The 22,420-nt window shown below is 65.8% G+C and carries 18 protein-coding genes and 1 riboswitch; of the genes, 10 read left to right on the top strand and 8 right to left on the bottom strand.

Annotated elements, in window-relative coordinates:
- Nucleotides 1-45: 45 nt before the first annotated feature.
- The gene (locus tag RR42_RS35165) at nt 46-1,008 is read right to left on the bottom strand and encodes a LysR family transcriptional regulator (protein ID WP_082055327.1); all 963 of its coding nucleotides are present in this window, start codon (nt 1,006-1,008) and stop codon (nt 46-48) included.
- Between the two features lie 125 nt (nt 1,009-1,133).
- Between RR42_RS35165 and RR42_RS35160 the strand changes: the two genes are divergently transcribed.
- Nucleotides 1,134-2,381 (top strand): MFS transporter, encoded by a 1,248-nt coding sequence (locus RR42_RS35160; RefSeq protein WP_043356829.1) that lies wholly within the window; start codon nt 1,134-1,136, stop codon nt 2,379-2,381.
- 171 nt (nt 2,382-2,552) lie between these two features.
- On the opposite strand, the gene RR42_RS35155 is transcribed toward RR42_RS35160, so the two are convergent.
- The 4 genes from RR42_RS35155 to RR42_RS35140 all read right to left on the bottom strand — a co-directional run bounded on the left by RR42_RS35155 (nt 2,553) and on the right by RR42_RS35140 (nt 8,025).
- The gene (locus tag RR42_RS35155) at nt 2,553-3,932 is read right to left on the bottom strand and encodes an MFS transporter (RefSeq protein WP_043356827.1); all 1,380 of its coding nucleotides are present in this window, start codon (nt 3,930-3,932) and stop codon (nt 2,553-2,555) included.
- A 419-nt stretch (nt 3,933-4,351) separates the two neighbouring features.
- Nucleotides 4,352-5,923, bottom strand: coding sequence for a benzoate-CoA ligase family protein (locus tag RR42_RS35150; RefSeq protein ID WP_043356825.1), 1,572 nt, complete (start codon nt 5,921-5,923; stop codon nt 4,352-4,354).
- Nucleotides 5,924-6,005: 82 nt separating this feature from the next.
- Nucleotides 6,006-7,550: a 3,4-dehydroadipyl-CoA semialdehyde dehydrogenase gene (locus RR42_RS35145; protein WP_043356823.1), complete on the bottom strand. Its 1,545-nt coding sequence runs from the start codon at nt 7,548-7,550 to the stop codon at nt 6,006-6,008.
- 10 nt (nt 7,551-7,560) lie between these two features.
- The gene (locus RR42_RS35140; RefSeq protein ID WP_043356820.1) at nt 7,561-8,025 is read right to left on the bottom strand and encodes a DUF4863 family protein; all 465 of its coding nucleotides are present in this window, start codon (nt 8,023-8,025) and stop codon (nt 7,561-7,563) included.
- A gap of 89 nt (nt 8,026-8,114) precedes the next feature.
- On the opposite strand from RR42_RS35140, the gene RR42_RS35135 reads away from it, so the two are divergent.
- The 4 genes from RR42_RS35135 to boxA all read left to right on the top strand — a co-directional run bounded on the left by RR42_RS35135 (nt 8,115) and on the right by boxA (nt 13,799).
- A complete protein-coding gene (locus RR42_RS35135; RefSeq protein ID WP_043356818.1) occupies nt 8,115-9,089 on the top strand; it encodes a helix-turn-helix transcriptional regulator in 975 nt (324 codons plus the stop codon).
- Nucleotides 9,090-9,206: 117 nt separating this feature from the next.
- Complete coding sequence (boxC, locus tag RR42_RS35130; protein WP_043356816.1) at nt 9,207-10,865, top strand: 2,3-epoxybenzoyl-CoA dihydrolase; 1,659 nt, start codon at nt 9,207-9,209, stop codon at nt 10,863-10,865.
- Between the two features lie 107 nt (nt 10,866-10,972).
- A complete protein-coding gene (gene boxB / locus RR42_RS35125) occupies nt 10,973-12,400 on the top strand; it encodes a benzoyl-CoA 2,3-epoxidase subunit BoxB (RefSeq protein WP_043356814.1) in 1,428 nt (475 codons plus the stop codon).
- A gap of 118 nt (nt 12,401-12,518) precedes the next feature.
- Nucleotides 12,519-13,799: a benzoyl-CoA 2,3-epoxidase subunit BoxA gene (boxA, locus tag RR42_RS35120; RefSeq protein WP_043356813.1), complete on the top strand. Its 1,281-nt coding sequence runs from the start codon at nt 12,519-12,521 to the stop codon at nt 13,797-13,799.
- 52 nt (nt 13,800-13,851) lie between these two features.
- Here the strand turns inward: boxA and RR42_RS35115 are convergent, their stop codons facing one another.
- Together RR42_RS35115 and RR42_RS35105 are read right to left on the bottom strand one after the other, a co-directional pair.
- On the bottom strand, nt 13,852-14,364 hold the full coding sequence (locus tag RR42_RS35115; protein ID WP_052495186.1) for a 6,7-dimethyl-8-ribityllumazine synthase: 513 nt from the start codon (nt 14,362-14,364) through the stop codon (nt 13,852-13,854).
- Nucleotides 14,365-14,451: 87 nt separating this feature from the next.
- A riboswitch (FMN riboswitch) is annotated at nt 14,452-14,615 on the bottom strand.
- Nucleotides 14,616-14,745: 130 nt separating this feature from the next.
- Nucleotides 14,746-15,834 carry an MBL fold metallo-hydrolase gene (locus tag RR42_RS35105; protein ID WP_043358475.1) on the bottom strand — a complete coding sequence of 363 codons (1,089 nt, stop codon included), beginning with the start codon at nt 15,832-15,834 and terminating at the stop codon, nt 14,746-14,748.
- 169 nt (nt 15,835-16,003) lie between these two features.
- Between RR42_RS35105 and RR42_RS35100 the strand changes: the two genes are divergently transcribed.
- The 4 genes from RR42_RS35100 to RR42_RS35085 all read left to right on the top strand — a co-directional run bounded on the left by RR42_RS35100 (nt 16,004) and on the right by RR42_RS35085 (nt 20,522).
- Nucleotides 16,004-16,612, top strand: a complete 609-nt coding sequence (locus RR42_RS35100; RefSeq protein WP_043356810.1) for a TetR/AcrR family transcriptional regulator — start codon at nt 16,004-16,006, stop codon at nt 16,610-16,612.
- Nucleotides 16,613-16,920: 308 nt separating this feature from the next.
- Nucleotides 16,921-18,096, top strand: coding sequence for a YncE family protein (locus tag RR42_RS35095; protein ID WP_144410044.1), 1,176 nt, complete (start codon nt 16,921-16,923; stop codon nt 18,094-18,096).
- 291 nt (nt 18,097-18,387) lie between these two features.
- Nucleotides 18,388-20,001 (top strand): MFS transporter, encoded by a 1,614-nt coding sequence (locus RR42_RS35090; protein WP_043356808.1) that lies wholly within the window; start codon nt 18,388-18,390, stop codon nt 19,999-20,001.
- Between the two features lie 56 nt (nt 20,002-20,057).
- Entirely contained in the window at nt 20,058-20,522 is a 465-nt protein-coding gene (locus tag RR42_RS35085; RefSeq protein WP_043356807.1) for a MarR family winged helix-turn-helix transcriptional regulator, read from the top strand.
- A gap of 53 nt (nt 20,523-20,575) precedes the next feature.
- On the opposite strand, the gene RR42_RS35080 is transcribed toward RR42_RS35085, so the two are convergent.
- Nucleotides 20,576-21,469 (bottom strand): DMT family transporter, encoded by an 894-nt coding sequence (locus RR42_RS35080; protein WP_043356804.1) that lies wholly within the window; start codon nt 21,467-21,469, stop codon nt 20,576-20,578.
- A gap of 148 nt (nt 21,470-21,617) precedes the next feature.
- Between RR42_RS35080 and RR42_RS35075 the strand changes: the two genes are divergently transcribed.
- Entirely contained in the window at nt 21,618-22,412 is a 795-nt protein-coding gene (locus RR42_RS35075; protein WP_043356802.1) for an AraC family transcriptional regulator, read from the top strand.
- Nucleotides 22,413-22,420: the final 8 nt, after the last annotated feature.

The raw sequence follows: 22,420 nt of genomic DNA, 5'->3' as shown, positions 1-22,420 counted from the left end.
GATCCTGAACCTGCCGCCCGGCGGCAGCTTGCGCTCGGTCAGGATTCAGCCTGCCATGGTCGCCGGCACGCATTGCCGCATCGTCTCCACAAAGCGGCGCAGCTTGGCGGGATAGAAACTCGCGTAGGGATAGATCAGGTACATCGGCAGCGAGGATGCCTGCCACTCGGGCACCAGGTGCAGCAGCCGGCCCTGTGCAATATCCTCGGCCATCAGCCAGGCCGACGCCACGGCCACGCCCAGTCCCAGCGCTGCCGCGCTGCGCAACGCATACAGGCTGTCGGTGCCCACGCGCGGGCGGAACGCCAGCCGCTGGCTTTCGCCAGTCACCGCATGGGTCAGCGTCACCTCGTTGCGATAGAAGGTGCGCAGGGAAAGCCAGGGCAGCATGGCCAGCTCGTTCGGGTGCGAGGGCATCGCCAAGCCATCCAGCACGGCAGGGGCGGCAACGACAATGCGGGGCACCTGGGCAAGCCGGATCGCCACCACCGACGGGTCGCTCACCTCGCCAACGTGGATGGCGCAGTCGATGCCGTCGGCAATGAACTCCGGTGTCCGGTCATACAACAGCCACTCCACCGTCACCCGCGAGTGACGGCGCAGGAACTCCGCCAGCGGCCCTACCAGTTGCTGCTGCCCGAAGGCATGCGGCACCACGACCCGCAGCGTGCCTTCGGGCTCGTCACCGGCGCCCCGCAGGTCCGCTTCGAAAGCCTCCCATCCCGCTACCAGCTCCTTGGCGCGCCCAAAGCAGCGCTCGCCATCCTCGGTGAGCTTCATCGCATGGGTCGAGCGCTGCAGCAGGCGCAGGCCAAGCGAGCGCTCCAGGTTTTGCAGGCGGCGGCTGATGGTGGGCTGGGTGGTGCCCAGTTGCGCGGCGGCCGCCGACAGGCTGCCGGCCTCGACGATCCGCACGAAGGTCTGCATCAGCTCGACGCGGTCGGCGGAAGGCGTGGAGGCGGTGGCTGGAGCGACTGGAGCGACTGGGGCGGAGGGTTGGGTTTTCATGGTTTCCGGCATGGCGGCTGTTGGTCATGCGTCTGGCGTATAGCCATTGTGCGAAGTGTAGTACTACCACGTGCCGAGGGCCACCGGCAAACTCCAGCCATGTTTTCCAACTGAGGGCTAACGCAATGTCTTCCATTCAAGCCGCGCATACCACAGCTGCCGCGCGCGCAGCGCACTCGGCGGATTCCCCTGCCACCGGCCTGCCCGCACGGCTGGTCCTGCTGCTCGCCGCGGGCGCCGGCCTGGCGGTGGCGTCGCTGTACTACAGCCAGCCCATGCTCGGCGTGCTGGGCCCGGACATCGGCGCGTCCGATGCGGCGGTCGGCCTGGTGCCCACGCTCACGCAGCTCGGCTATGCGCTGGGCATCCTGCTGCTGGCCCCGCTGGGCGACCGCTATGACCGCCGGCGCATCATCCTGGCCAAGGCTGCCGTGCTCAGCGTCGCGCTGCTTGCCAGCGGCGCCGCCTCCGGCATCGGGCTGCTGTTGGCCACCAGCCTGGCGATCGGGCTGGCCGCGACGATGGCGCAAGACATCGTGCCGGCTGCCGCCACGCTGGCGCCCGAGTCGCACCGCGGCAAGGTCGTCGGCACCGTGATGACCGGGCTGCTGCTCGGCATCCTGCTCTCGCGCGTGCTCAGTGGGTTTGTGGCCGAGCACTTCGGCTGGCGCATCATGTTCGTGATCGCCGCGGCCAGCATTGCGCTGATCGGCGTGGTGGCCGCGCGCGGCCTGCCGCGCTTCAAGCCCACCACCCATCTTGCGTATAGCGCGCTGCTGGGCTCGCTCGGCAAGCTGTGGCAGAAGCACGGCGCGCTGCGCCGGGCGACGCTGTCGCAGGGGCTGCTGTCGGTTGGCTTCAGCGCATTCTGGTCGACCCTGGCCGTGATGCTGCACGGCGCGCCGTTCCACCTGGGCAGCGCGGCGGCCGGCGCATTCGGCCTGGCCGGTGCCGCTGGCGCGCTCGCCGCACCGCTGGCGGGCCGCCTCGCAGACCGCAAGGGCCCGGAGCTCGTCACCCGCCTGGGCATCGCGCTGACCGCGATCTCGTTCGCCGGGATGCTGCTCTCGCCGCTGCTCGCACCGCACGCACGGCTGTGGCTGATTGGCGCCAGCGCGCTGGGCTTCGACCTTGGTGTGCAAGTGACGCTGGTCGCGCACCAGACCATCGTCTACGGCATCGAGCCTGGCGCCCGCAGCCGCCTCAATGCGGTGCTGTTTGTCGGCATGTTCGTGGGGATGGCGGCCGGCGCCGCGCTGGGCAGCGTGCTGCTGGCGCGCTGGGGCTGGATGGCGGTGACGCTGTTGTCGACCGCGACGGCCATCGGGGCGCTGGTGGTGCGGATGTGGCCGGGCGCACGGCTGGCCCGGTGATGGCATCCGTGGCTTGACGGCTTTCCTGCCGGAGCTGAAAGGAGCCCCGCCAGCCTGGGAAAGGGCGTGGCGGGGCGAAGGTACGGTGCTAGGGGCCAGTCACGTACAGGCCGAGTGTCCGGCCGGGAGCGGCCGGCGAATGTCTGGCGCCGCACACATGAACCGCCATTCTCAAGACGCGGCGCGCGCTTCGGCGGCCAGCGGGGCGGCCTGGGGGCTGCCTGCCTGGTTCGCCGCATGCTGCGCCGAAGCCGAGCGCCGATGATCGATCAGCAACACCGCAATCATCGCGATCACCGCCGGAATGGCGATGGCCACGAAATTTTGCTGCAGCGGCAGCGACATGCCCACCAGCGCGCCGATCACGATCGGCGCCAGGATGGCCCCGCTGCGCCCGATGCCCGACGCCCAGCCGATGCCGGTCGCGCGGACCGCCATCGGATAGAACTGCCCCGCATAGGCGTAGGTGACGATCTGCGTGCCGATGGTCGACGCGCCGGCCAGCGCCACCAGCACGAACAGCAGCGCGGTGGGCACCGGATAGCCCAGCAGCGTGATCGATACCGCGGCCAGGGCGTACATGCCCACCAGCACGTACTTGATATTGAAACGGTCCGCCAGCCAGCCACCGCCGATGGCGCCGAGCATGGCGCCGAAGTTCAGCACCAGCACGAAGGTGAGCGCCGAGCCCAGGCTATAGCCTGCGCCGGCCATCATCTTGGCCAGCCAGGAGCTGAGCGCGTAGACCATGAACAAGCACATGAAGAACGCCACCCAGAACATCACCGTGGAAAAGCCGCGTCCGTCCTGGAACAGCTTGCCGATGGGCGCGTCGCCCGCTTTGTCGCCGGCGGGCAGCGCGAACCGGTCGCCGGGCTGGGGCTGGTAGCCTGGCTCCAGGCGCGAGGCGACGTGCTTGAGTGCGTCGATCTGGCCCGATCTGATCAGGAAGGGCATCGACTCCGGCATGGATTTCAGGATGACCGGGATCAGCAGTGCCGGCAGGCTGGCGGCGAGGAAGACCGATTGCCACCCGTAGCTCTCAATCATGCCTTTGCCCAGCAGCGCGGCCAGCATGCCGCCCACCGAGTAGCCGCTGAACATCAGCGTGACCATGGTCCCGCGAATCTTGCGCGGGGAGTATTCGGTCATCTGCGCCACCACGTTCGGCATGACGCCGCCGATGCCCAGGCCGGCCAGGAAGCGCGTCACGCTGAACGTCACCGGATCGCTGGTGAAGCCGGCCGCCGCGGTGAAGACGCTGAACAGCAGGATGCAGATGGCGATGGCGCGGCGCCGCCCGATGCGGTCGGCCACGGTGCCCATGAAGATGGCGCCGAACATCATGCCGAACAGCGCGGCGCTGACCATGAAGCCGGCGCTGGTGGCGTCCACGCCCATGCCCTTCATGATCGACGGCAGCGCGATGCCGACCACGGCCAGGTCATAGCCGTCGAAGATGATGATGAGGGCGCACCAGAGGAGGATTTGGGCGTGGAAGCGGTTGAAGCGGGCTTCGTCGGCTAGTTTGTGGATGTCGATGTGGGGCATGGGGTGTCTCCTTTTGGGTTTTGGGTGTTTTTTTGTTTGGGGTTGGGACTAACTGCAAAGTCAAAGGCAGTTTCACCACCCCTGCGGGGCGGCGACCTACTTTCTTGTCTTGCCAAGAAAGTAGGCAAAGAAGGCGCGCCGGATGGGGCGACACCCCCTCGTCGTCAGCCAAAAAGAGCGGCCGGGGGCCAAACTCACATCGCCTTAAGGCGATGCTCAGACATGGCCCCCTCTTTTCCGCTCTTTTTGGCTGCCAACGAGGCGCCCCATACGGCCTGGTACACCTTGACGGCTCGCTTCGCATCGCTTGGGGGGCTCGCTTCGCGTCGCTCATTTTTTGGCGGTTGGCCCCCCGCGCTTGCGGGAGAGGGCGGGCGCTTGTTATGCCGTTGGGCGCTGGCGTGCTCCCGCTTTGTTTCTCATGCCGGTGCGCCTTCCATCTCCCGCAGCCTGAACCGCTGTATCTTCCCTGTGGCTGTCTTCGGCAGCGCGCCCATGAACTCGATGACGCGCGGGTATTTGTAGGGTGCGAGCCGTTCCTTGACGAAGGCTTTCAGCTCTGTCTCGCTGACCTGCGCGCCGGGTTTGAGCACCACGAAGGCCTTGGTCTTGGTGAGGCCGGCCGGGTCGGGGACGCCGATCACCGCGGCTTCGAGCACTGCGGGGTGCTGGGCCAGCGTGGCTTCCACCTCGAACGGGGAGACATAGATGCCGCTGACCTTGAGCATGTCGTCGCTGCGCCCGGCGTAGCTGTAGCTGCCGTCGGCGTTGCGCGCGTATTTGTCGCCGCTCTTGGTCCAGCCGCCGCGAAAGGTCTCGCGCGATTTCTCCCGGTTGCCCCAGTACATCAGCGCTGCGCTTGGCCCCTGGATATAGAGGTCGCCCACATCGCCGTCGGGCACGGCGTGGCCGTCTTCGTCGCGCAGTTCCACCGCATAGCCCGGCACCGGCCAGCCCGTGGTGCCGTAGCGAACCTGCCCGGGGCGGTTGGACAGGAAGATATGCAGCATCTCGGTCGAACCGATGCCGTCGATGATTTCGCAGCCGAAATGCGCGGTGAAACGCTCGCCCAGGTCGGCGGGCAAGGCCTCGCCGGCGGAGGAGCACAGGCGCAGCGAGACCTGCTCGCGCGTGGGCAGCCCGGGCGCGGCGAGCATGCCCGCGTAGCCGGTCGGCGCGCCAAAGAACACGGTCGGCTGATAGTCCAGCCAGCGCCTGAACGTGGCCTCGGGGGTTGGCCGCTCGGCCATCAGCACGACGGTGGCGCCCACGCTCAGCGGGAAGGTCAGGGCATTGCCGAGCCCATAGGCAAAGTAGAGCTTGGCGGCCGAGAAGCAGATGTCGGCCTCGCCCAGCGACAGCACGGGCTTGGCATAGAGCTCGGCGGTCCAGTACGGGTTGCCCTGACTGTGCAGCACGCCCTTGGGGCGTCCGGTGGAGCCTGACGAATAGAGCCAGAAGCCGGGATCGTCGGGGCTGGTGCTGGCCGGCGCCGCTAGCGGTGCGGTGCGGTCGATCCACCCATCGAGGGCGATCATGCCATCGGGCAATGGACCGGCGGGCTGCGAGACGATTACGGTCCCGGCTTCGTGGCCGCCCTGGGCCATGGCCTGCTGCAGCACGGGCAGCAGCGCGCCCGATACCAGCACGGCCTGCGCGCGGCTGTGCTGCAGCATATAGGCGTAGTCGTCGGCGGTGAGCAGGGTGTTGACCGCCACCGGCACGATGCCGGCATACATCGCGCCGAGGAAGCACACCGGCCAGTCGTTGCCATCGTGCATCAGCAGCAGCACGCGTTCTTCGCGATGGATGCCGCTGGCCTGCAGCGCGGCGGCAACACGGCGGATGCGCTCGGCCAGTTCGCCGTAGCTCATCGCGCCGTGGTCGTCGATGTAAGCGGTCTTGCCGGGGCGCCGCGCGTTGCACGCGATCAGGTGCTGGGCGAAGTTGAACGGCGTGCCGGGTGGCTGGACTTGTGGTTCGGCTGTCATGCTTGTCTCCCCCTGTCGATGGATCGATGGATCGATGTTTTGTCGGGTTTGCCGTGGCGGTGCGGGTGGCGCTGGTGGTGCCTTAAAGCTGTGCCAGCACGCTGGTGCTTGCCTGCACGGCACTGCGCCGGTGATAGAAATTCAGCGCGCGCAAGCCGCCCAGCTCTTCGCCGCCGCCTGCGCGGCCCGGGCCGCCGTGCAGCGATTGCGGCATGACGTTGCCGTGGCCGGTATGCAGCTGGGCAACATCGGGTGAGATCACGTGGACGCGGCCATGGCTGTCGGCCAGTTCCACGGCGGCTTTGGCCAGCGCATCGGCATCGCTGCCGTAGAGCGATGCCACCAGCGAGCCCTGGCCCCGGCGCACGAGCGCCAGTGCGTCGGCGTTATCGCGGTAGGGCACCAGCGTGGCCACGGGGCCGAACACCTCGGTGTCGTGCACGCGATCGGCCGCGTGCGCATCACGCGCACCTAGCAACGTGGGCCCGACGCAGCAGGCCACGGCCGGATCGGCATCGACCAGCGCGTGCGTCGCGCCGTCGTGCAGCACCTCGGCCTGCGCTTGCAGGTAACCCAGCCCTTCGCGCACCGAGGCGAGTTGCGCCCGGCTGACCAGCGCGCCCATGCGCACCGCTTCGTGGCGGGGATTGCCCACGGTGACCCTGGCCAGCCGCGCGCCGATGGCGTCTGCGGCAGCGCCATACAGCGCCTCGGGCACGAAGATGCGGCGGATGGCCGTGCATTTCTGCCCGGACTTGACCGTCATCTCCCGCGCGGCTTCCTTGGCCAGCAGGTCGAACGCTTCGCTGCCGGCGGCTTCGCCGGGCAGCAGCAGGGCCGAATTGACGCTGTCGGCCTCGATATTGACGCGCACCGAGCGCTGCGTCACCGCCGCATGCGAGCGGATCAGCGCGGCGGTCTGGGCCGAGCCGGTGAAGGAGACCACATCGAACGGCTGCAACTGGTCCAGCAATCCGGCCGCGCTGCCGCACACCACCGACAGCGCGCCGGGCGGCAACACGCCAGCGTCCACCACGTCCCTGACCATGCGCTGGGTCAGCCAGGCGGTGGCCGTCGCGGGCTTGACGATCACGGGCACGCCCGCCAGCAGTGCGGGTGCTGCCTTCTCCCACAAGCCCCAGCTCGGGAAGTTGAAGGCGTTGATCAATAGCGCCACGCCGCGCGTGGGCACCAGCACGTGCTGCGACTGGAACAGCGGGTCCTTGCCGAGCCGCGCGGCATCGCCGTCGATGAGGTAGCGTCGCTCTCCCAGCGCGTCGCCGAGCTTGGCATAGGTGCCAAGCGTGAAGATGCCGCCATCGATATCCACGGCGGAATCGTTGTGCACGGTGCCGCTGTTGGCGGTGGCGATCTCGTAATAGGCATCGCGGTTGGTCTGCAGGATCTTGACGATGGCGGCCAGCATGGCGGCGCGCTCGCGGTAGGTCATGGCGCGCAACGCGGCGCCGCCTTGCTCGCGCGCAAAGGCGAAGCCGGCGGCAAGGTCGAGCCCGGTGGCGTCCACGCGTACCAGCGCATCGCCCAGTACGGGGTCGGACAGCGTCGCGCCGGCACCGGAGCCGGCTTGCCAGCGGCCGCCAAGATAGTTGGAAAGCAGTTCGGTCATGAAGGAAATCTCAGCGGGTGAAGTCGATGCGGCCGTCGGGCAGCAGGTAAAGGACGAGCGCGCGGCCGTGGCTGACGGTGGGCCGGTGTGCGCTGCCCGGCGGGCAGACCAGCCAGCCGGCGGGGCGGCCGTCGAACTCGGCGGTGGCGTCGATCGGCACGATCAGGTCGATCTCGCCATTGGGGTGGGTGTGATGCGGCCCGGCGATGTCCCGCATGTCGACCACGTCGACGGAAAACCCGTGCAGGTCCTCGGCCGGCTTGAAGATGCGGCCATAGCGGATGCCGCCGCCCTCGCGGTCGCACAGCCAGCCCTCGGCCACGCCGGCCAGGCAGGCGGCCTTGAGTTCGCTGTAAGTGGTGCTGCCTGCGCCATGCTCGGCATTCAGCCAGGTATCCAGGGCGGCATCGAGTGGGCGGCCGGCAATGCGGGCCGTGAGCCGCGCGATCTGCTCGCGGAATTCGGTGGGGGACATGGAAGGGGCTCCGTTAGACTCAGGCGGGTTGCATACCCGCGCTTCATGCATTATTGTGCATGTGTGAAACATAGAGCCACCAAGAAATCATGTCAAGCACTATATTGCATGTTCCCGGGTTAACGCGGGAGTCCGCTGACGAGCATGAGGCCGATGCCGCGCCAGGCAACGGTAGCGCCGCAGAGGCCGGCGGGCTTGAAAAAAACGCCTTTCTCGCCGCCCTGGGCGAGCGTGTGCGTGAGCTCCGCTCGCGCCGGGGGCTGACCCGCAAGGCCACGGCGGTGGCCGCCGGGGTTTCGGAGCGGCATCTCGCCAACCTGGAATATGGCAGTGGCAATGCTTCCATCCTGGTGCTGCTGCAGATCGCCTCGGCGCTGCACTGCTCGCTGGCCGAACTGCTTGGCGATGTGTCCACCTCATCGCCGGAATGGCTGCTGATTCGGGAGCTTCTGGAACACCGCGACGAAGGCACGCTGCGCCGCGTGCGCATTGCGGTCGGCGAGATGCTCGGCACCGGCGGCGGCAACGCCGCGCGCAGCCCGCGCGTGGCACTGATCGGGCTGCGCGGCGCCGGCAAGTCCACGCTGGGCGGCATGCTGGCCGAGGACCTGGGCTTTCCCTTTGTGGAGCTCAGCCGCGAGATCGAGAAGTTCGCCGGCTGCAGCATCTCGGAAATCCAGGGCCTGTATGGCATGAACGCCTACCGCCGCTATGAGCGGCGCGCGCTGGAGGAAGCCATCCAGATCTATCCCGAGGCGGTGATCGCCACGCCCGGCGGCCTTGTGTCCGACCCCGCCACCTTCAACCTGCTGCTGGCCCATTGCACCACGGTGTGGCTGCAGGCAAGCCCGGAAGATCACATGAACCGCGTGCGCGCCCAGGGCGACTTCCGCCCGATGGCCGCCAGCAAGGAGGCCATGGAAGACCTGCGCCATATCCTGGCTGGCCGCGCGGCCTTCTATTCCAAGGCGGAGTTCAGCGTCGACACCAGCGCCGAGCCGCTGGAACCCACCTTCCTGGCGCTGCGCGAGCGCGTGCGCTACGCACTGCAACTTCCGCTCTGACGCCTCGATGGGTAGATGCACAATATTGCTTGACTGGCTGTTTGTGTATGAACTATAGTTCTTTCACAAACACACAACCCATGCACTATTGTGCTTCATTGCTGAGGAGACACAGCCATGACTACCGCCCCCCGCGTCGAATACCAGACGGATCCGTCCCAGTACAAGCACCTCAAGCTGACCTTCGACGGCCCCATCGCCACGCTGGCGGTAGACATCGATGAGAACGCCGGCCTGCGTCCCGGCTACAAGCTCAAGCTCAACAGCTATGACCTCGGCGTGGACATCGAGCTCAACGATGCGGTCAACCGCATCCGCTTCGAGCATCCCGAGGTGCGTACCGTGGTGGTCACCAGCGGCAAGGACAAGGTGTTCTGCTCCGGCGCCAATATCTTCATGCTGGGCGTCTCCAGCCATTCCTGGAAAGTGAACTTCTGCAAGTTCACCAACGAGACGCGCAACGGGCTGGAGGATTCGTCCAAGCACAGCGGCCTGAAGTTCCTCGCCGCGGTCAACGGCGCATGCGCTGGCGGCGGCTACGAGCTGGCGCTCGCCTGCGACGAAATCATCCTGGTCGATGACCGCTCCTCCGCCGTGAGCCTGCCCGAAGTGCCGCTGCTTGGTGTGCTGCCGGGCACCGGCGGCCTGACCCGCGTGACCGACAAGCGCCACGTGCGCCACGACCTTGCGGATATCTTCTGCACCACCACCGAAGGCGTGCGCGGCCAGCGCGCCAAGGACTGGCGCCTGGTGGACGACATCGCCAAGCCTGCCGTCTTTGCGCAAAAAGTGCAGGAGCGCGCCCAGGCCCTGGCTGCGCTGAGCGACCGCCCGGCCAACGCCAGCGGCGTGGCGCTGACCCCGCTTGCGCGCACGCTGGAGACCGACGCACTGCGCTACACCTATGTCACCGTGGAGATCGACCGCGTGGGCCGCAAGGCTACCTTCACCGTGAAGGGCCCATCCGCCACGCAGCCGACGAGCGTTGCCGCCATCGCCGAGGCCGGCGCCGCCTGGTACCCGCTGCAACTGGCGCGCGAACTCGAAGACGCCATCCTGTCGATGCGCACCAACGAACTGGATATCGGCACCTGGCTGATCAAGACCGAAGGCGACGCCGCCAACGTGCTGGCGATGGACGCCACGTTGCTCGCCAACCAGGATCACTGGCTGGTGCGCGAAACCATCGGCCTGCTGCGCCGCACGTTCTCCCGCCTGGATGTGTCCTCGCGCAGCCTGTTCGCGCTGATCGAGCCGGGCTCGTGCTTTGCCGGCACCTTCCTGGAGCTGGCGCTGGCGTGCGACCGCAGCTACCACCTGGCGCTGCCGGACGACGAGGCGCGCGCGCCCAGGATCACCGTGGCCGAAACCAATTTCGGGCTGTACCCGATGGTGACGGGTCAGAGCCGCCTGGGACGGCGCTTTTACGACGAGCAGCCGGCGCTGGACGCGGTGCGTGCCAAGGCCGGCCAGCCGCTGGACGCCGACGCCGCATTCGCGGTGGGCCTGGTGACCGCCAACCCCGACGACATCGACTGGACCGATGAAGTGCGCATCGCGCTGGAAGAGCGCGCGGCCATGTCGCCGGATGCGCTCACCGGCATGGAAGCCAACCTGCGCTTCAACGGCCAGGAAAACATGTTCACCCGCATCTTCGGGCGGCTCACCGCCTGGCAGAACTGGATTTTCCAGCGCCCCAACGCGGTGGGCGAGAAGGGCGCGCTCAAGGTCTACGGCAAGGGCGACAAGGCCGCGTTCGACTGGAACCGCGTCTGACCTGACACCGCCGATATCGCACCCGAACCCGAACCCGAACCCGAACCCGAACCCGAAGCCGAACCCGCACACGCCGCAGCCAACGCATAGCCAGCCCGGAGACCATGATGTCCAGCATCAACTACAGCGACAAGATCCCCAATAACGTCAACCTCAGCGAAGACCGCACGCTACAGCGCGCGCTCGAGCAATGGCAGCCCAACTACCTGAGCTGGTGGAACGACATGGGGCCGGACGGCTCGCAGGATTTCGATATCTACCTGCGCACCGCCATCAGCGTCGACCCGCAGGGCTGGGCGCACTTTGGCCACGTGAAGATGCCGGACTACCGCTGGGGCATTTTCCTGAACCCCGCCGAGGCCAACCGCAAGATCCACTTTGGCGACCACAAGGGTGAAGACGCCTGGCAGGACGTGCCCGGCGAATACCGCGCCAACCTGCGCCGCATCATCGTCACGCAGGGCGATACCGAGCCCGCATCGGTGGAACAGCAGCGCCACCTCGGCCTGACCGCGCCGAGCATGTACGACCTGCGCAACCTGTTCCAGGTCAACGTGGAAGAAGGCCGCCACCTGTGGGCCATGGTCTACCTGCTGCACAAGTACTTCGGCCGCGACGGCCGCGAAGAAGGCGAAGCGCTGCTGGAGCGCCGCAGCGGCCAGCAAGACAACCCACGCATCCTGCAGGCGTTCAACGAGCAGACGCCGGACTGGTTGTCGTTCTTCATGTTCACCTATTTCACCGACCGCGACGGCAAGTTCCAGTTGTGCGCGCTGGCCGAGAGCTCCTTCGATCCGCTCGCCCGCACCACCAAGTTCATGCTGACGGAGGAAGCGCACCACATGTTCGTTGGCGAGAGCGGCGTCTCGCGTGTGATCCAGCGCACCTGCCAGGTGATGAACGAACTCAAGACCGACGACCCGGCCCGCTTGCGCGCCGCCGGCGTGATCGACCTGCCGACCATCCAGCGCTACCTGAATTTCCACTACAGCGTGACCATCGACCTGTTCGGCGCGGATGAGTCGAGCAACGCCGCGACTTTCTACAGCACCGGCCTCAAGGGCCGCTACGAAGAAGGCAAGCGCGCCGACGACCACGTGCTCAAGGGCCAGACCTACAAGGTCCTGCAGGCCAGCGGCGGCCAGCTGATCGAGAAGGAAGTGCCGATGCTCAACGCGCTCAACGAAGTGCTGCGAGACGACTACATCAAGGACAGCGTGGCCGGCGTGGAGCGCTGGAACCGCGTGATCGACAAGGCTGGCATTCCTGTGCGCCTGAAGGTCCCGCACAAAGCCTTCCACCGCAATATCGGCGCGCTCTCCGGCGTGAAGATCTCGCCGGATGGCCGCGTGATTTCGGACGCGGAATGGAAAGCCAATGTCGACCAGTGGCTGCCCAGCGAGACCGACCGCGCCTATGTGGCCAGCCTGATGGGCCGCGTGGTCGAGCCCGGCAAGTTTGCCGGCTGGATTGCGCCGCCGGTCATGGGCATCAACCGCCAGCCGGTGGATTTCGAATACGTGCGCTTCAACTGAGCGCGGCGAGTCGAAAGCCGAAAATCGAAAATCAAAAATCGCAAGAAGGCAGGGGCCCGGTGGGCGCCTGCGGCAAAAGGCCCCGGCCACAGGGGTCGCATCACCCCCGGAGTTCGCCATGGACATGTCCGACATCCAGGTCATCAGGCAGCACCTGATCGACCCCGAGATCTGCATCCGCTGCAATACCTGCGAGGCTACCTGCCCGGTCGCGGCCATCACCCACGATGCGCGCAACTATGTGGTCGACGCGGACAAGTGCAACGGCTGCATGGCCTGCATCTCGCCATGCCCGACCGGCTCGATCGACAACTGGCGCACCATGCCGCGCGCGATGGCCTACGGCATCGTGGAGCAGTTTGGCTGGGACACGTTGCCTGACGAACTCTCGTCCGAGCAGCTTGCCGCGCAAGGCGTGGCGGCGGATGCCGAGCCGGTTCTCGAATCCGCGCCGGCGTCATCGCTGGCGGCCGTCACCGGCGAAGACGGTTTCAACAGCGCCCAGTACGGCGCCACCGTGCCGCCGTGGTCGGCCGCCCACGCCTATACCAACCTCTATGGCGCCAAGGCCGCGGCCCGTTCCGTGACGGCCACCGTGGTTGGCAATGCGCGCGTCACCGAGGTCGGGCGCGACTACGATACGCACCATATCGTGCTGGACTTCGGCAGCGCACCGTTTCCGGTGCTGGAAGGCCAATCGATCGGCATCGTGCCGCCGGGCGTGGATGCCAGCGGCCGCCAGCACCATGCGCGCCAGTACTCGCTGGCCAGCCCGCGCAATGGCGAGCGGCCGGGCTACAACAATATCTCGCTGACCATCAAGCGCGTGCTGGAAGACCACCAAGGCAACCCGGTGCGCGGCGTGGCGTCGAACTATATGTGCGACCTGCAGGTGGGCGACAAGGTGGACGTGATCGGGCCATTTGGCGCGAGTTTCCTGATGCCCAACCATCCGCGCTCCCATATCGTGATGATCTGCACGGGCACCGGCAGCGCGCCGATGCGCGCGATGACGGAATGGCGCCGGCGGCTGCGCAAGTCCGGCAAGTTCGAGGGCGGCAAGCTGATGCTGTTTTTCGGTGCGCGCACGCAGGAGGAGCTGCCCTACTTCGGCCCGCTGCAAAGCCTGCCCAAGGACTTCATCGATATCAACTTCGCGTTTTCGCGCACCCCGGGGCAGCCCAAGCGCTATGTGCAGGACGTGATGCGCGAGCGCGCCGCCGACCTCGGGCCGTTGCTGGCGGACCCGAATACCTGCTTCTACGTCTGCGGGCTGAAGAGCATGGAGGAGGGCGTGGTGCTGGCCTTGCGGGACGTGGCGCAGCAGGCGGGCTTGTCGTGGGACGCGGTGGGCGCCGCGCTCAAGAAGGAGGGGCGGCTGCACCTGGAGACGTACTGATTCCCTGAAGATGCGTGCCGCGCCCCCGAGCCCTGGCACGGGCCCGATCCGGTCACGCCGCCAGCTTGCTCAGGCTTTCCACCGTCTTGATGCAGGCTTGCGCCGCCTCGCGGCCCTTCACGACGAAGTGCTCGCTGAAGAATTTGCGGTGGTCTTCGTGATCGTGAAAGCTCTTCGGCGTCAGCACAGCGGAAAGCACCGGCACCTGCGTATCGAGCTGCACGCGCATCAGGCCGCCGATGACGGCATCCGCGACAAACTCGTGGCGGTAGATGCCGCCATCGACGACAAAGCCCGACGCCACGATCGCCGCATAGCGACCGGTGTCCGCCAGCTTGCGTGCATGCAACGGGATCTCGAACGCGCCAGGCACTTCGATGACATCCACCGCCTCGCGCGCTACGCCGCGCGCGGCCATTTCAGCGAGGAAGGCGTCGCGCGCCTGATGAACGATATCCGCATGCCATTGCGCGTGGATAAACGCAAAGCGCCAGGCCGGATTGACGGGAGCGGTGTCCTGAATGTCGCGGTGGTCGCGCTGGACAGGAGAAACTAACTGATTCATGGTCTTCTGCAGAAGAGTGGGTTACCAGAATCAGGGCGCACGAGTTTAGTCCCCCGGCGCCGGGAGACGGGGCGGGGAACAGAAACATCGCGCTCTCTTTCATCCGGACTATGACCGTCGGCTTCGGAGTTGCACCGAATCTGCTGACCCCGGCTCTCGCAGACTTCGAGGAGAACCGGGCGCTCGCGGGCTTATGCGAAAAAATCGCCATCACCGCCGGTGGGGACTTTCACCCCGCCCTGAGAACGCTGATGCAGGCGCAAAGCCTGCAGCGCAGCCATGATACACCGTGATGCGATTGTGAGTTCGGCGTGGCTCGGGCCGGTCGTTTGGCCGCCTGCGCGGGGATGTGCCCGGCGGCCCGGGTGGTCATCGTTTATCTCAGGGCTGTTCGTTAACGATGCGCGGGCTTGCGGCAGGCATCGATTTGCGATTGCGGCGCGTTTTCACGTCCTGCCACCAGCGATCCGCGTTGTGCGCTTGCTGGATGCTGACAGCCTCGCCCATGCGCGGGGTGCTGACCGGAACGCCGCGCGCAGCGGCCAGCGCGATGATGCGGTCGAAGGGCTCGTGCCAGGCGTGCATGGCCAGGTCGAAGGTGCCGTTGTGAATCGGCAGCAGGCAATGGCCATTCAGGTCGACATGCGCCTGCAGGGTCTGCTCAGGCTGCATGTGCACGGCGGGCCAGTTCACGTCGTAAGCGCCGGTTTCCATCAGTGTGAGATCAAATGGGCCATAGCGCTCGCCGATACGCTTGAAGCCGTCGAAGTAGCCCGTGTCGCCACTGAAGAACACGCGCAGATCAGTGTGCAGGATCACCCACGACGCCCACAGCGTACGGTTGCCGTCAAACGGCGTTCGCCCGGAAAAATGCTGCGCCGGTGTCGCGACAAAACGCACGCCCTCCACCTCGGTGGTTTGCCACCAGTCGAGCTGTCTCACCTTGCCCGCGTGGATCCCCCAGTCGATCAGGCGATCCCCCACGCCGAGCGGCGTCAGGAAATGCTCGGCCTTGTCCGCCAGTGCCATGATGGCCGCGCGGTCCAGGTGATCGTAGTGATCGTGCGAGAGGATCACTGCCTTGATGGGCGGCAAGGCGTCGATGCCAATTGGCGGTTGATGGAAACGCTGCGGACCAGCCCACTGCACCGGCGAAGCGCGCTCGCTAAAGACCGGATCCGTGATCCAGAAAGCGTTGCCTAGTTTCAGCAGCACGGTGGAATGCCCAAGCCGAAACACCGTGTTGTCTGGCGCGGCGAGCAGGTCAGCCTGCGTCAACGCTTGCACCGGAACCGGGCCGGCGGGCTGGGTGTCAGCAGGCTTGTCGAAGAGAAAGCGCCAGGCGATGCCGAGGGTCTTGAGCAAGCCGCCCTTGGGCGGCCCGGCCAGGGCGCGAGCCTGGCTCGCGCGCGATTCCGGCGACTGGGTGTAGCTCTGGCGGCTGACGGAGCGGGGCGAGCAATTGGTCATGATGGCATTCAGGATCCAGAGTGGGAGGCAGGGCAAGCGGCGGGGGCCGTTCCATCCATCTTCGATTTGCTAAAAATGCACTGCACAGTGTAGTTTCCATTTTCAAGAAAGTAAACTTGCCGGTGTAAAATTACCCGTTTCCCCAACCCCAAGGCCCCCCAGGAACGCCATGCCCCCAGCCCAACGCCTGACGGATCGCAAACGCGAAGCCATCATTCAGGCCGCCATCGCCGAGTTCCGCGACAACGGCTTCGAAGTCACCAGCATGGACAAGGTCGCCGCCCGGGCAGCGGTTTCCAAGCGCACGGTGTACAACCACTTCGCCAGCAAGGACGAACTGTTTGCCGAGATACTTTCCCAGTTATGGGAGAGCAGCCAGGGCGAACTTGACATGGCTTACGCGAGTGACCAGCCGGTGGATGCGCAGTTGCGCGAGTTGGTGCGCCTGAAGATGAACATGCTCAACAACGCCAGTTTCATGGACCTGGCTCGCGTTGCCATCGCCGAGACCATCCACTCGCCGGAGCGGGCGAGGGAAATGGTCGCCAGGCTGGGTGAACGGGAGGAGGGCATCCATGTCTGGATACGCGCAGCGCAGGCCGACGGCAAGCTGAAAGCGGCGGATCCCGCCTTTGCCGCTTGTCAGCTGCAGGCGCTGATCAAGGCGTTTGCCTTCTGGCCGCAGATCACCATGGGACAGCCCCCGCTGGATGCGGCGATGCAGCGGCAGGTGGTGGATTCGGCGGTTGCGATGTTTCTTGCGCGGTATGGGGTGTAAAGGGGCGAGAGAGGGCTGAAGTGTCTGAAATGGCCGAGGCGCCCTGCCTGCGCTTGGCATCGCCAGTTCATCCGGCCACCGGATTCGCGATGATGCCACTGCCGCCGTTCGACCTCTTGCAGACCCGGCGGCAGCTTTCAAGGTAAATGGCTCTCCACGTGCTCATATTGGCCAGCCGGTGCTTGGTTGTTCCGGACGTTCGGCGCCGCACATAGCGAGCTCGCGTCCGCTTACGCGCTCAGCTTCCTGTGAAGCCGAATCAACTAAGCTGATGGTGGAACAACGACGCCTCGTGAAGGAGGATCCACTTGCGCAATCCATTTGGCGCCATCCTGCACTCGTGGGCCCAACATGCGAGCCGGCTGGCATCGGTAACTGCGGCCTTGGCTTTCGCCGTGGGCGCACCTGGAACCGATGCCCAGGAGAATCCTCCGCCCGTCATGGACGGAACATACCTTTATGCGGCAGTGCCGGGCGTCGGCAACCATTTCGAGAAGGGTGGCGACGGGATAGTCGTGTTCGATGTTGACCATGGATTTAAGTTCGTCAAGCGCATCTCGCTGCCGACCCTGCGAAACCGGCCGCCGGAGCTCGCCAAGGGCATTGTCGCAAGCGCGGCAACGCGGATGCTCTATGTCGCCCAGACCAACCGGTTGGTCGCACTTGATCTTGAAACCGACAAGCTGTTGTGGATGCAGGCATATGACGGCTGGTGTTGCGACCGACCAGACATTTCTCCAGACAGCCAGATTCTCTATGTGCCCGCTCTGGATCATCCCGCCTGGAATGTCGTCAGCGCGCTAAACGGTCAACTGATCGCTGTGATTCCAGCCGCGGCGCGCAGCCACAATACGGTTTTCTCCCCGCGAGGCGATCGCGTCTATCTGGTGCCGGAGAGCCCGATCATCTACGTCGCCGACGCGAGACGCGCTCAAATTGTCAGCGAGATCGGCCCGTTCAGCGCGCGCGTCCGACCGATCGTGGTCAATGGCGCGGAGACCCTCGTTTTCGCCAGCGTGAACGGCCTGCTCGGCGTCGCGGTCGGCGATCTCAGAACCGGTAAGGTCATTGCAGAAGTGAGGGCCCCGAGCCAGTTCCCATGTCTTACAGATCATCACGATCACAAGGGCGCGTGCACGCATGGCGTGGCGCTCACGCCGGACGAACGGGAGGTATGGGTCGCCGACGTGAACCCCTTCGTGCATGTCTTCGACGCGAAGAGCATGCCACCCAGATACGAGAGGTCCATCGCCACGAGGACCTCCGTCGGTTGGCTCAGTTGCAGTATCGACGGAAAACGAATGTACCCGTCAAGCGGCGACGTAATCGATATCGCCAGCAAGCAAATCATCGCTCGCCTGACTGACGAAAGCGGGCGGGCGCTCGAGACCGAGAAGCTCCTGGAAGTCAAGTTCGCGAATGGAAAGCTTGTCGCCGTTGGCGATCAATGGTGCAACGGCAGGGTCGGCAGGCCGCAGAGGTGATGCCCGTGCAATAGGGCGCCGCGTTTGCCAAGGTGAAGGGGACACTCGAGCGTCCCCTTCTTGGCGAGAGTCACCGTCAGCTACTGTTAAGGGTTGTCGCCGGGCACGCCGGTCGCCTTCGATCCGTTAGGGCCTGAGACGGGGCGTTCTCTGCCTGCGGTCCCGTTAGGTCGTCATCTCAACCTTGTTTGTCGCAGCTCAGATCTCTTTTGTCACCGCACACATCCCCCTTCCATCCCGCCAACCCTGTCCTATAATGATTGACTCCACAATCATTGATGGAACAACAAAATGATTTCGCATCCTCACGAGGCGCATAGCAGCGGGCAGGTGCTGCCATTCCGCGAGTCCCTGCTGGCCATGCTGGGCATCGCGTTCGTGGTGATGTTGGTCGCACTTGACCAGACCGTGGTCGGCACTGCGCTGCCGACCGTGGTGGCGGAGTTGCAGGGGTTCGAGTACTACGCCTGGGTGGCGACGGCCTATCTGCTGATGTCGGTGATCACGGTGCCGATCTTCGGGCGGCTTGGCGATTACTACGGGCGAAAGCCCTTCGTGATGGTGTCCATCGTCGTGTTCACGCTGGCTTCCGCGCTGTGCGGCATGGCAACGAGCATGCCGTTCCTGGTGCTTGCGCGCGGCTTGCAGGGCATTGGCGGTGGCATGTTGGTGGGCACTGCCTTTGCCTGTATCCCTGACCTGTTCCCCGATTCGCATGTGCGCTTGCGCTGGCAGGTGATGATGAGCGCCGCGTTCGGCATTGCCAACGCGGTGGGGCCGTCGCTTGGCGGCGTGCTGACCGAGGCCTATGGCTGGCGCTCGGTGTTCTATGTGAACTTGCCGGTGGGCTTGCTGGGATTGTGGTTTGCCTGGCGTTACCTGCCGCACTTGCGCCAGCAGGCCAATACCGGCGCGATCAAGGTGGATTGGCTCGGCGCAGCGTTGATCGGCGTTGGGCTGGGTGGCTTGCAGTTGTGCGTGGAGCTGATGCCCGAGCGTGGGTTCGGGCTGGTCACCGGTGGCTTGCTGGTGATGTCGGTGTGTGCCTTGGTTGGGTTATGGCAATGGGAGCGCCGCACGCCGAACCCGATCCTGCCGCTCGAGATGTTCCGCAATCCCGGGCTGGCGCCATTGTTCCTGCTGGCCGTGTTCGTCGGCTTCGCGATGTTCTCGTTGCTGCTGTACGCGCCGCTGCTGTTCCAGGGGGGCTTTGGCTACTCGCCGAAGGAGGCGGGCGTGCTGGTGACCCCGCTGGTGGTGTGCATCACGGTGGGCAGTATCATCAATGGGCGCATCATCACCCGCATCCGCCAGCCTAACAATATGCTGTATGCGGGATTCGGCATGCTGGCGCTGGCTTGCCTTGGGCTGTCCCAGGCGACGCGCGGGATGTCGCACCATTTGTTGCTGGGCATGATGCTGCTATGTGGCTTCGGGCTCGGCTTCATCATGCCCAACCTGACGGTGTTCGCGCAGCAGACCGCGGGCCGCGAGCATCTGGGCATTGCCACGGCGATGCTGCAGTCGCTGCGCATGGTCGGCGGCATGATCGGTACCGCCGTGGTGGGCACGTTGGTCACGCGCAGTTACCTCAGTGGCGTGCACGATGCGCTGCAGAGCGCTGGTGCCGGGCAGTGGCAGGCGCGCATGGCGGATCCGCAGATCCTGATCGACCGTGCGGCGCAGGCACGCCTGCTGTCGCAGCTGGAGGCGGCCGGGCACAATGGCGCCCTGTTGCTGGAGCAGGCCCGGCTGTCGCTGGTTGGGGCCATCCATATGGGGCTGGCGCTGGCCGCGGTGATTGCGGTGCTGGGCCTGTGGCGTTCACGGCGGGTGCCGCCGATCAAGCTGGAGCGTGCCGTCAAGCCGGTCATGGCAACGGAGCAGGGCGGGGCGCGGGGCTAGCCGATAATGTGGGGCGGTTGCCCGTCGCGTGACGGTGCCCCAAGCAGGAGATTGGAGTGGAATTGGAGCGTCAAAGCCTGGCTGTGCTACAGCAGTTCGGGCGAACTTACCGGGCCTATGCCGCGGCTTTCGAGCAGCGCATCGGCCATCCCTTGCCGCGCTGGCGCATTCTGTCCGCGCTGTACACCCATGCTGGGCCCATCGCGCAGAAGCCCCTTGCCGAGCGCGTCGGCATGGACCCGGGCGCGCTCACGCGCCAGCTCAAGGCGCTGCAGGAGCTCGGCTGGGTAGAGCGCAATACCAGCGAGCGCGACAACCGCGTGACCAACGTCACCCTGTCGGCGCTCGGCCATGGCGTTGTGGAGCAGGCATTGCCGCTGCGCTCGGCGTTTCTGCAGGACGTGCTGGAAAACGTCTCCGAGACCACCATGCGCAATCTGTCCAAGGGCCTGGAAGAGCTTGAGGGCGGCATTGCCGAAGCGGTGCTGCGCACACAGCAGGACAAGGCGGACGCCCTGTGAGCGCGGCATCCACGAGGACTCTGCCTCAACCGTCCTGACTACCGCAACCCTTGCTAAGGCCGAGCCAGTTGCAGCCGCAACGGCGCCGTCCATATCTCGGCCAGCAGCACGCCCAACACCGTGAGCACCCCGCCGACCGCGTGATATGGCGCGAGCGATTCGCCCAGCAAGCCCGCCGCAATCAGCGCGGTGAGCAGGGGGATCAGGTTGAAGAACATGCTCGCACGGCTCGGCCCGATGCGGGCGACGGCGTGCATCCAAACGAGCGGTGCAACCATCGACGCCATGAGCCCGGCGAACCCGACCAAAGGGAGGTTGGCAGCCGAGAGGCCCATCTTTGGCGTGAGCAGGTATAGCGGCAGCAACGCGATGACGGCTGCGACGATCTGCAGGTAAAGCAGTTGCAATGCCGGCACGTCCTTCATCTTCCAGCGCTTGAGCAAGATCACATAGACCGCGTAGGCCAGCATGGCCAGCAGCATCAGTGCGTCCCCGAGGTTGGCGCCGCTGGTCAGCAGGCTGCCCAGGTCGCCGGACGATACGACCACCAGCACGCCGGCGATCGACAGCACGGACCCCGCCACGGCGCCAGCGCTCAGGCCCTGCCCCAGTAGCAAGATCGACAATGCCAGCACCATCATCGGCGTGAGCGAGCCGATGATGCCCATGTGGGTCGCCGTGGTCAGGTAGGCGGCATAGTAGGCCAGGCACTGATAGGCCACCATGCCGAGCAGGCCCAGCACGGCGATCCGCCCCAATCGGGGCCGGATCGCGGGCCAGTTGCGCAGCACGGGACGCAGTGCCAGCGGCGTGAAGAGCACGGCTGCCAGCAACCAGCGGTAGAAGCTGATCTCGGCCGGCGCGATGGTGCCGGCGGCCATTTTGCTGACGACGGTGTTGCCCGACCAGATCACGACGGCCAGGAGCGGAAAGGCGTATTGCCACATGAGCGCTTTCTCTGATGTGTATGGAACGCTATCATGAGCGCGTCTGTGTTGATCTATATAGCTCAATCAGGACATACCGACCGGAATTCCGGACTAATTCCGGACTATTTCCGGATTCCGTATCGCAACAGACCCAACAACCATGGCTATGGCTGACAAGTGGCGTTTCCTGCCGATCCTGGATGTCGAAGGGATGGAAGGTCCTTTCTACCTGCGTTACGACGAGTTCGGCGCCGATACCCTGGCACAGGCGCACAGCCATAGCTGGGGTCACCTGAACTATGCCGCGCACGGCTCGATGCAGATGGAAACCGTAGGCATGCGGCTGCTTTCCCCGCCGCAGTACGCGATATGGATTCCGCCAAAGGTGATGCACAGCTGCACGTTGCGCCACGCGATCGTTTACCGCTCGATCTATATCGAGCCCGGCCTGTGCGCGCAACTGCCGGCGGAGCCCTGCACGGTGCGGATCAGCCCGATCATCAAGAGCGTGCTGGCGGACTTTGCCGCGCGCAACCTGCATGTGCCACGCACGCCGGCCGATCTTCGGCTGGCGCATGTGGTGGTCGACCAGCTTGCCGTGGCGCCGGTGCAGCGCTGCTACCTCCCGGCGGCAACCACGCCCGCCCTGGCCGCCGTGCTGGAGGCCCTGCAGGCTGATCCTGGCGACCATCGCACGCTGGCCGAATGGGCCGCCAGCGTGCACATGACCGAGCGCACCCTTGCGCGCCGTTGCCAGCACGAGTTGGCCATGTCCTTCGGCGACTGGCGCCAGCGCCTGCGTTTCCTGCGTGCTATCGATGCCCTGGAGGCGGGCCGCAGCGTGCAGGAGATCGCGTTCGAACTCGGCTACAGCACGGCATCCGCGTTTATCGCGATGTTCCAGCGCGAGGCTGGCGCCACGCCGGAGCAGTACCGGCGCGAGTTTTGTGGCATTGCGTGATGTTTGCG

This window comes from Cupriavidus basilensis, assembly GCF_000832305.1.
Lineage (GTDB): Bacteria > Pseudomonadota > Gammaproteobacteria > Burkholderiales > Burkholderiaceae > Cupriavidus > Cupriavidus basilensis_F.
This window is presented reverse-complemented; position numbering and strand designations above follow the sequence as displayed.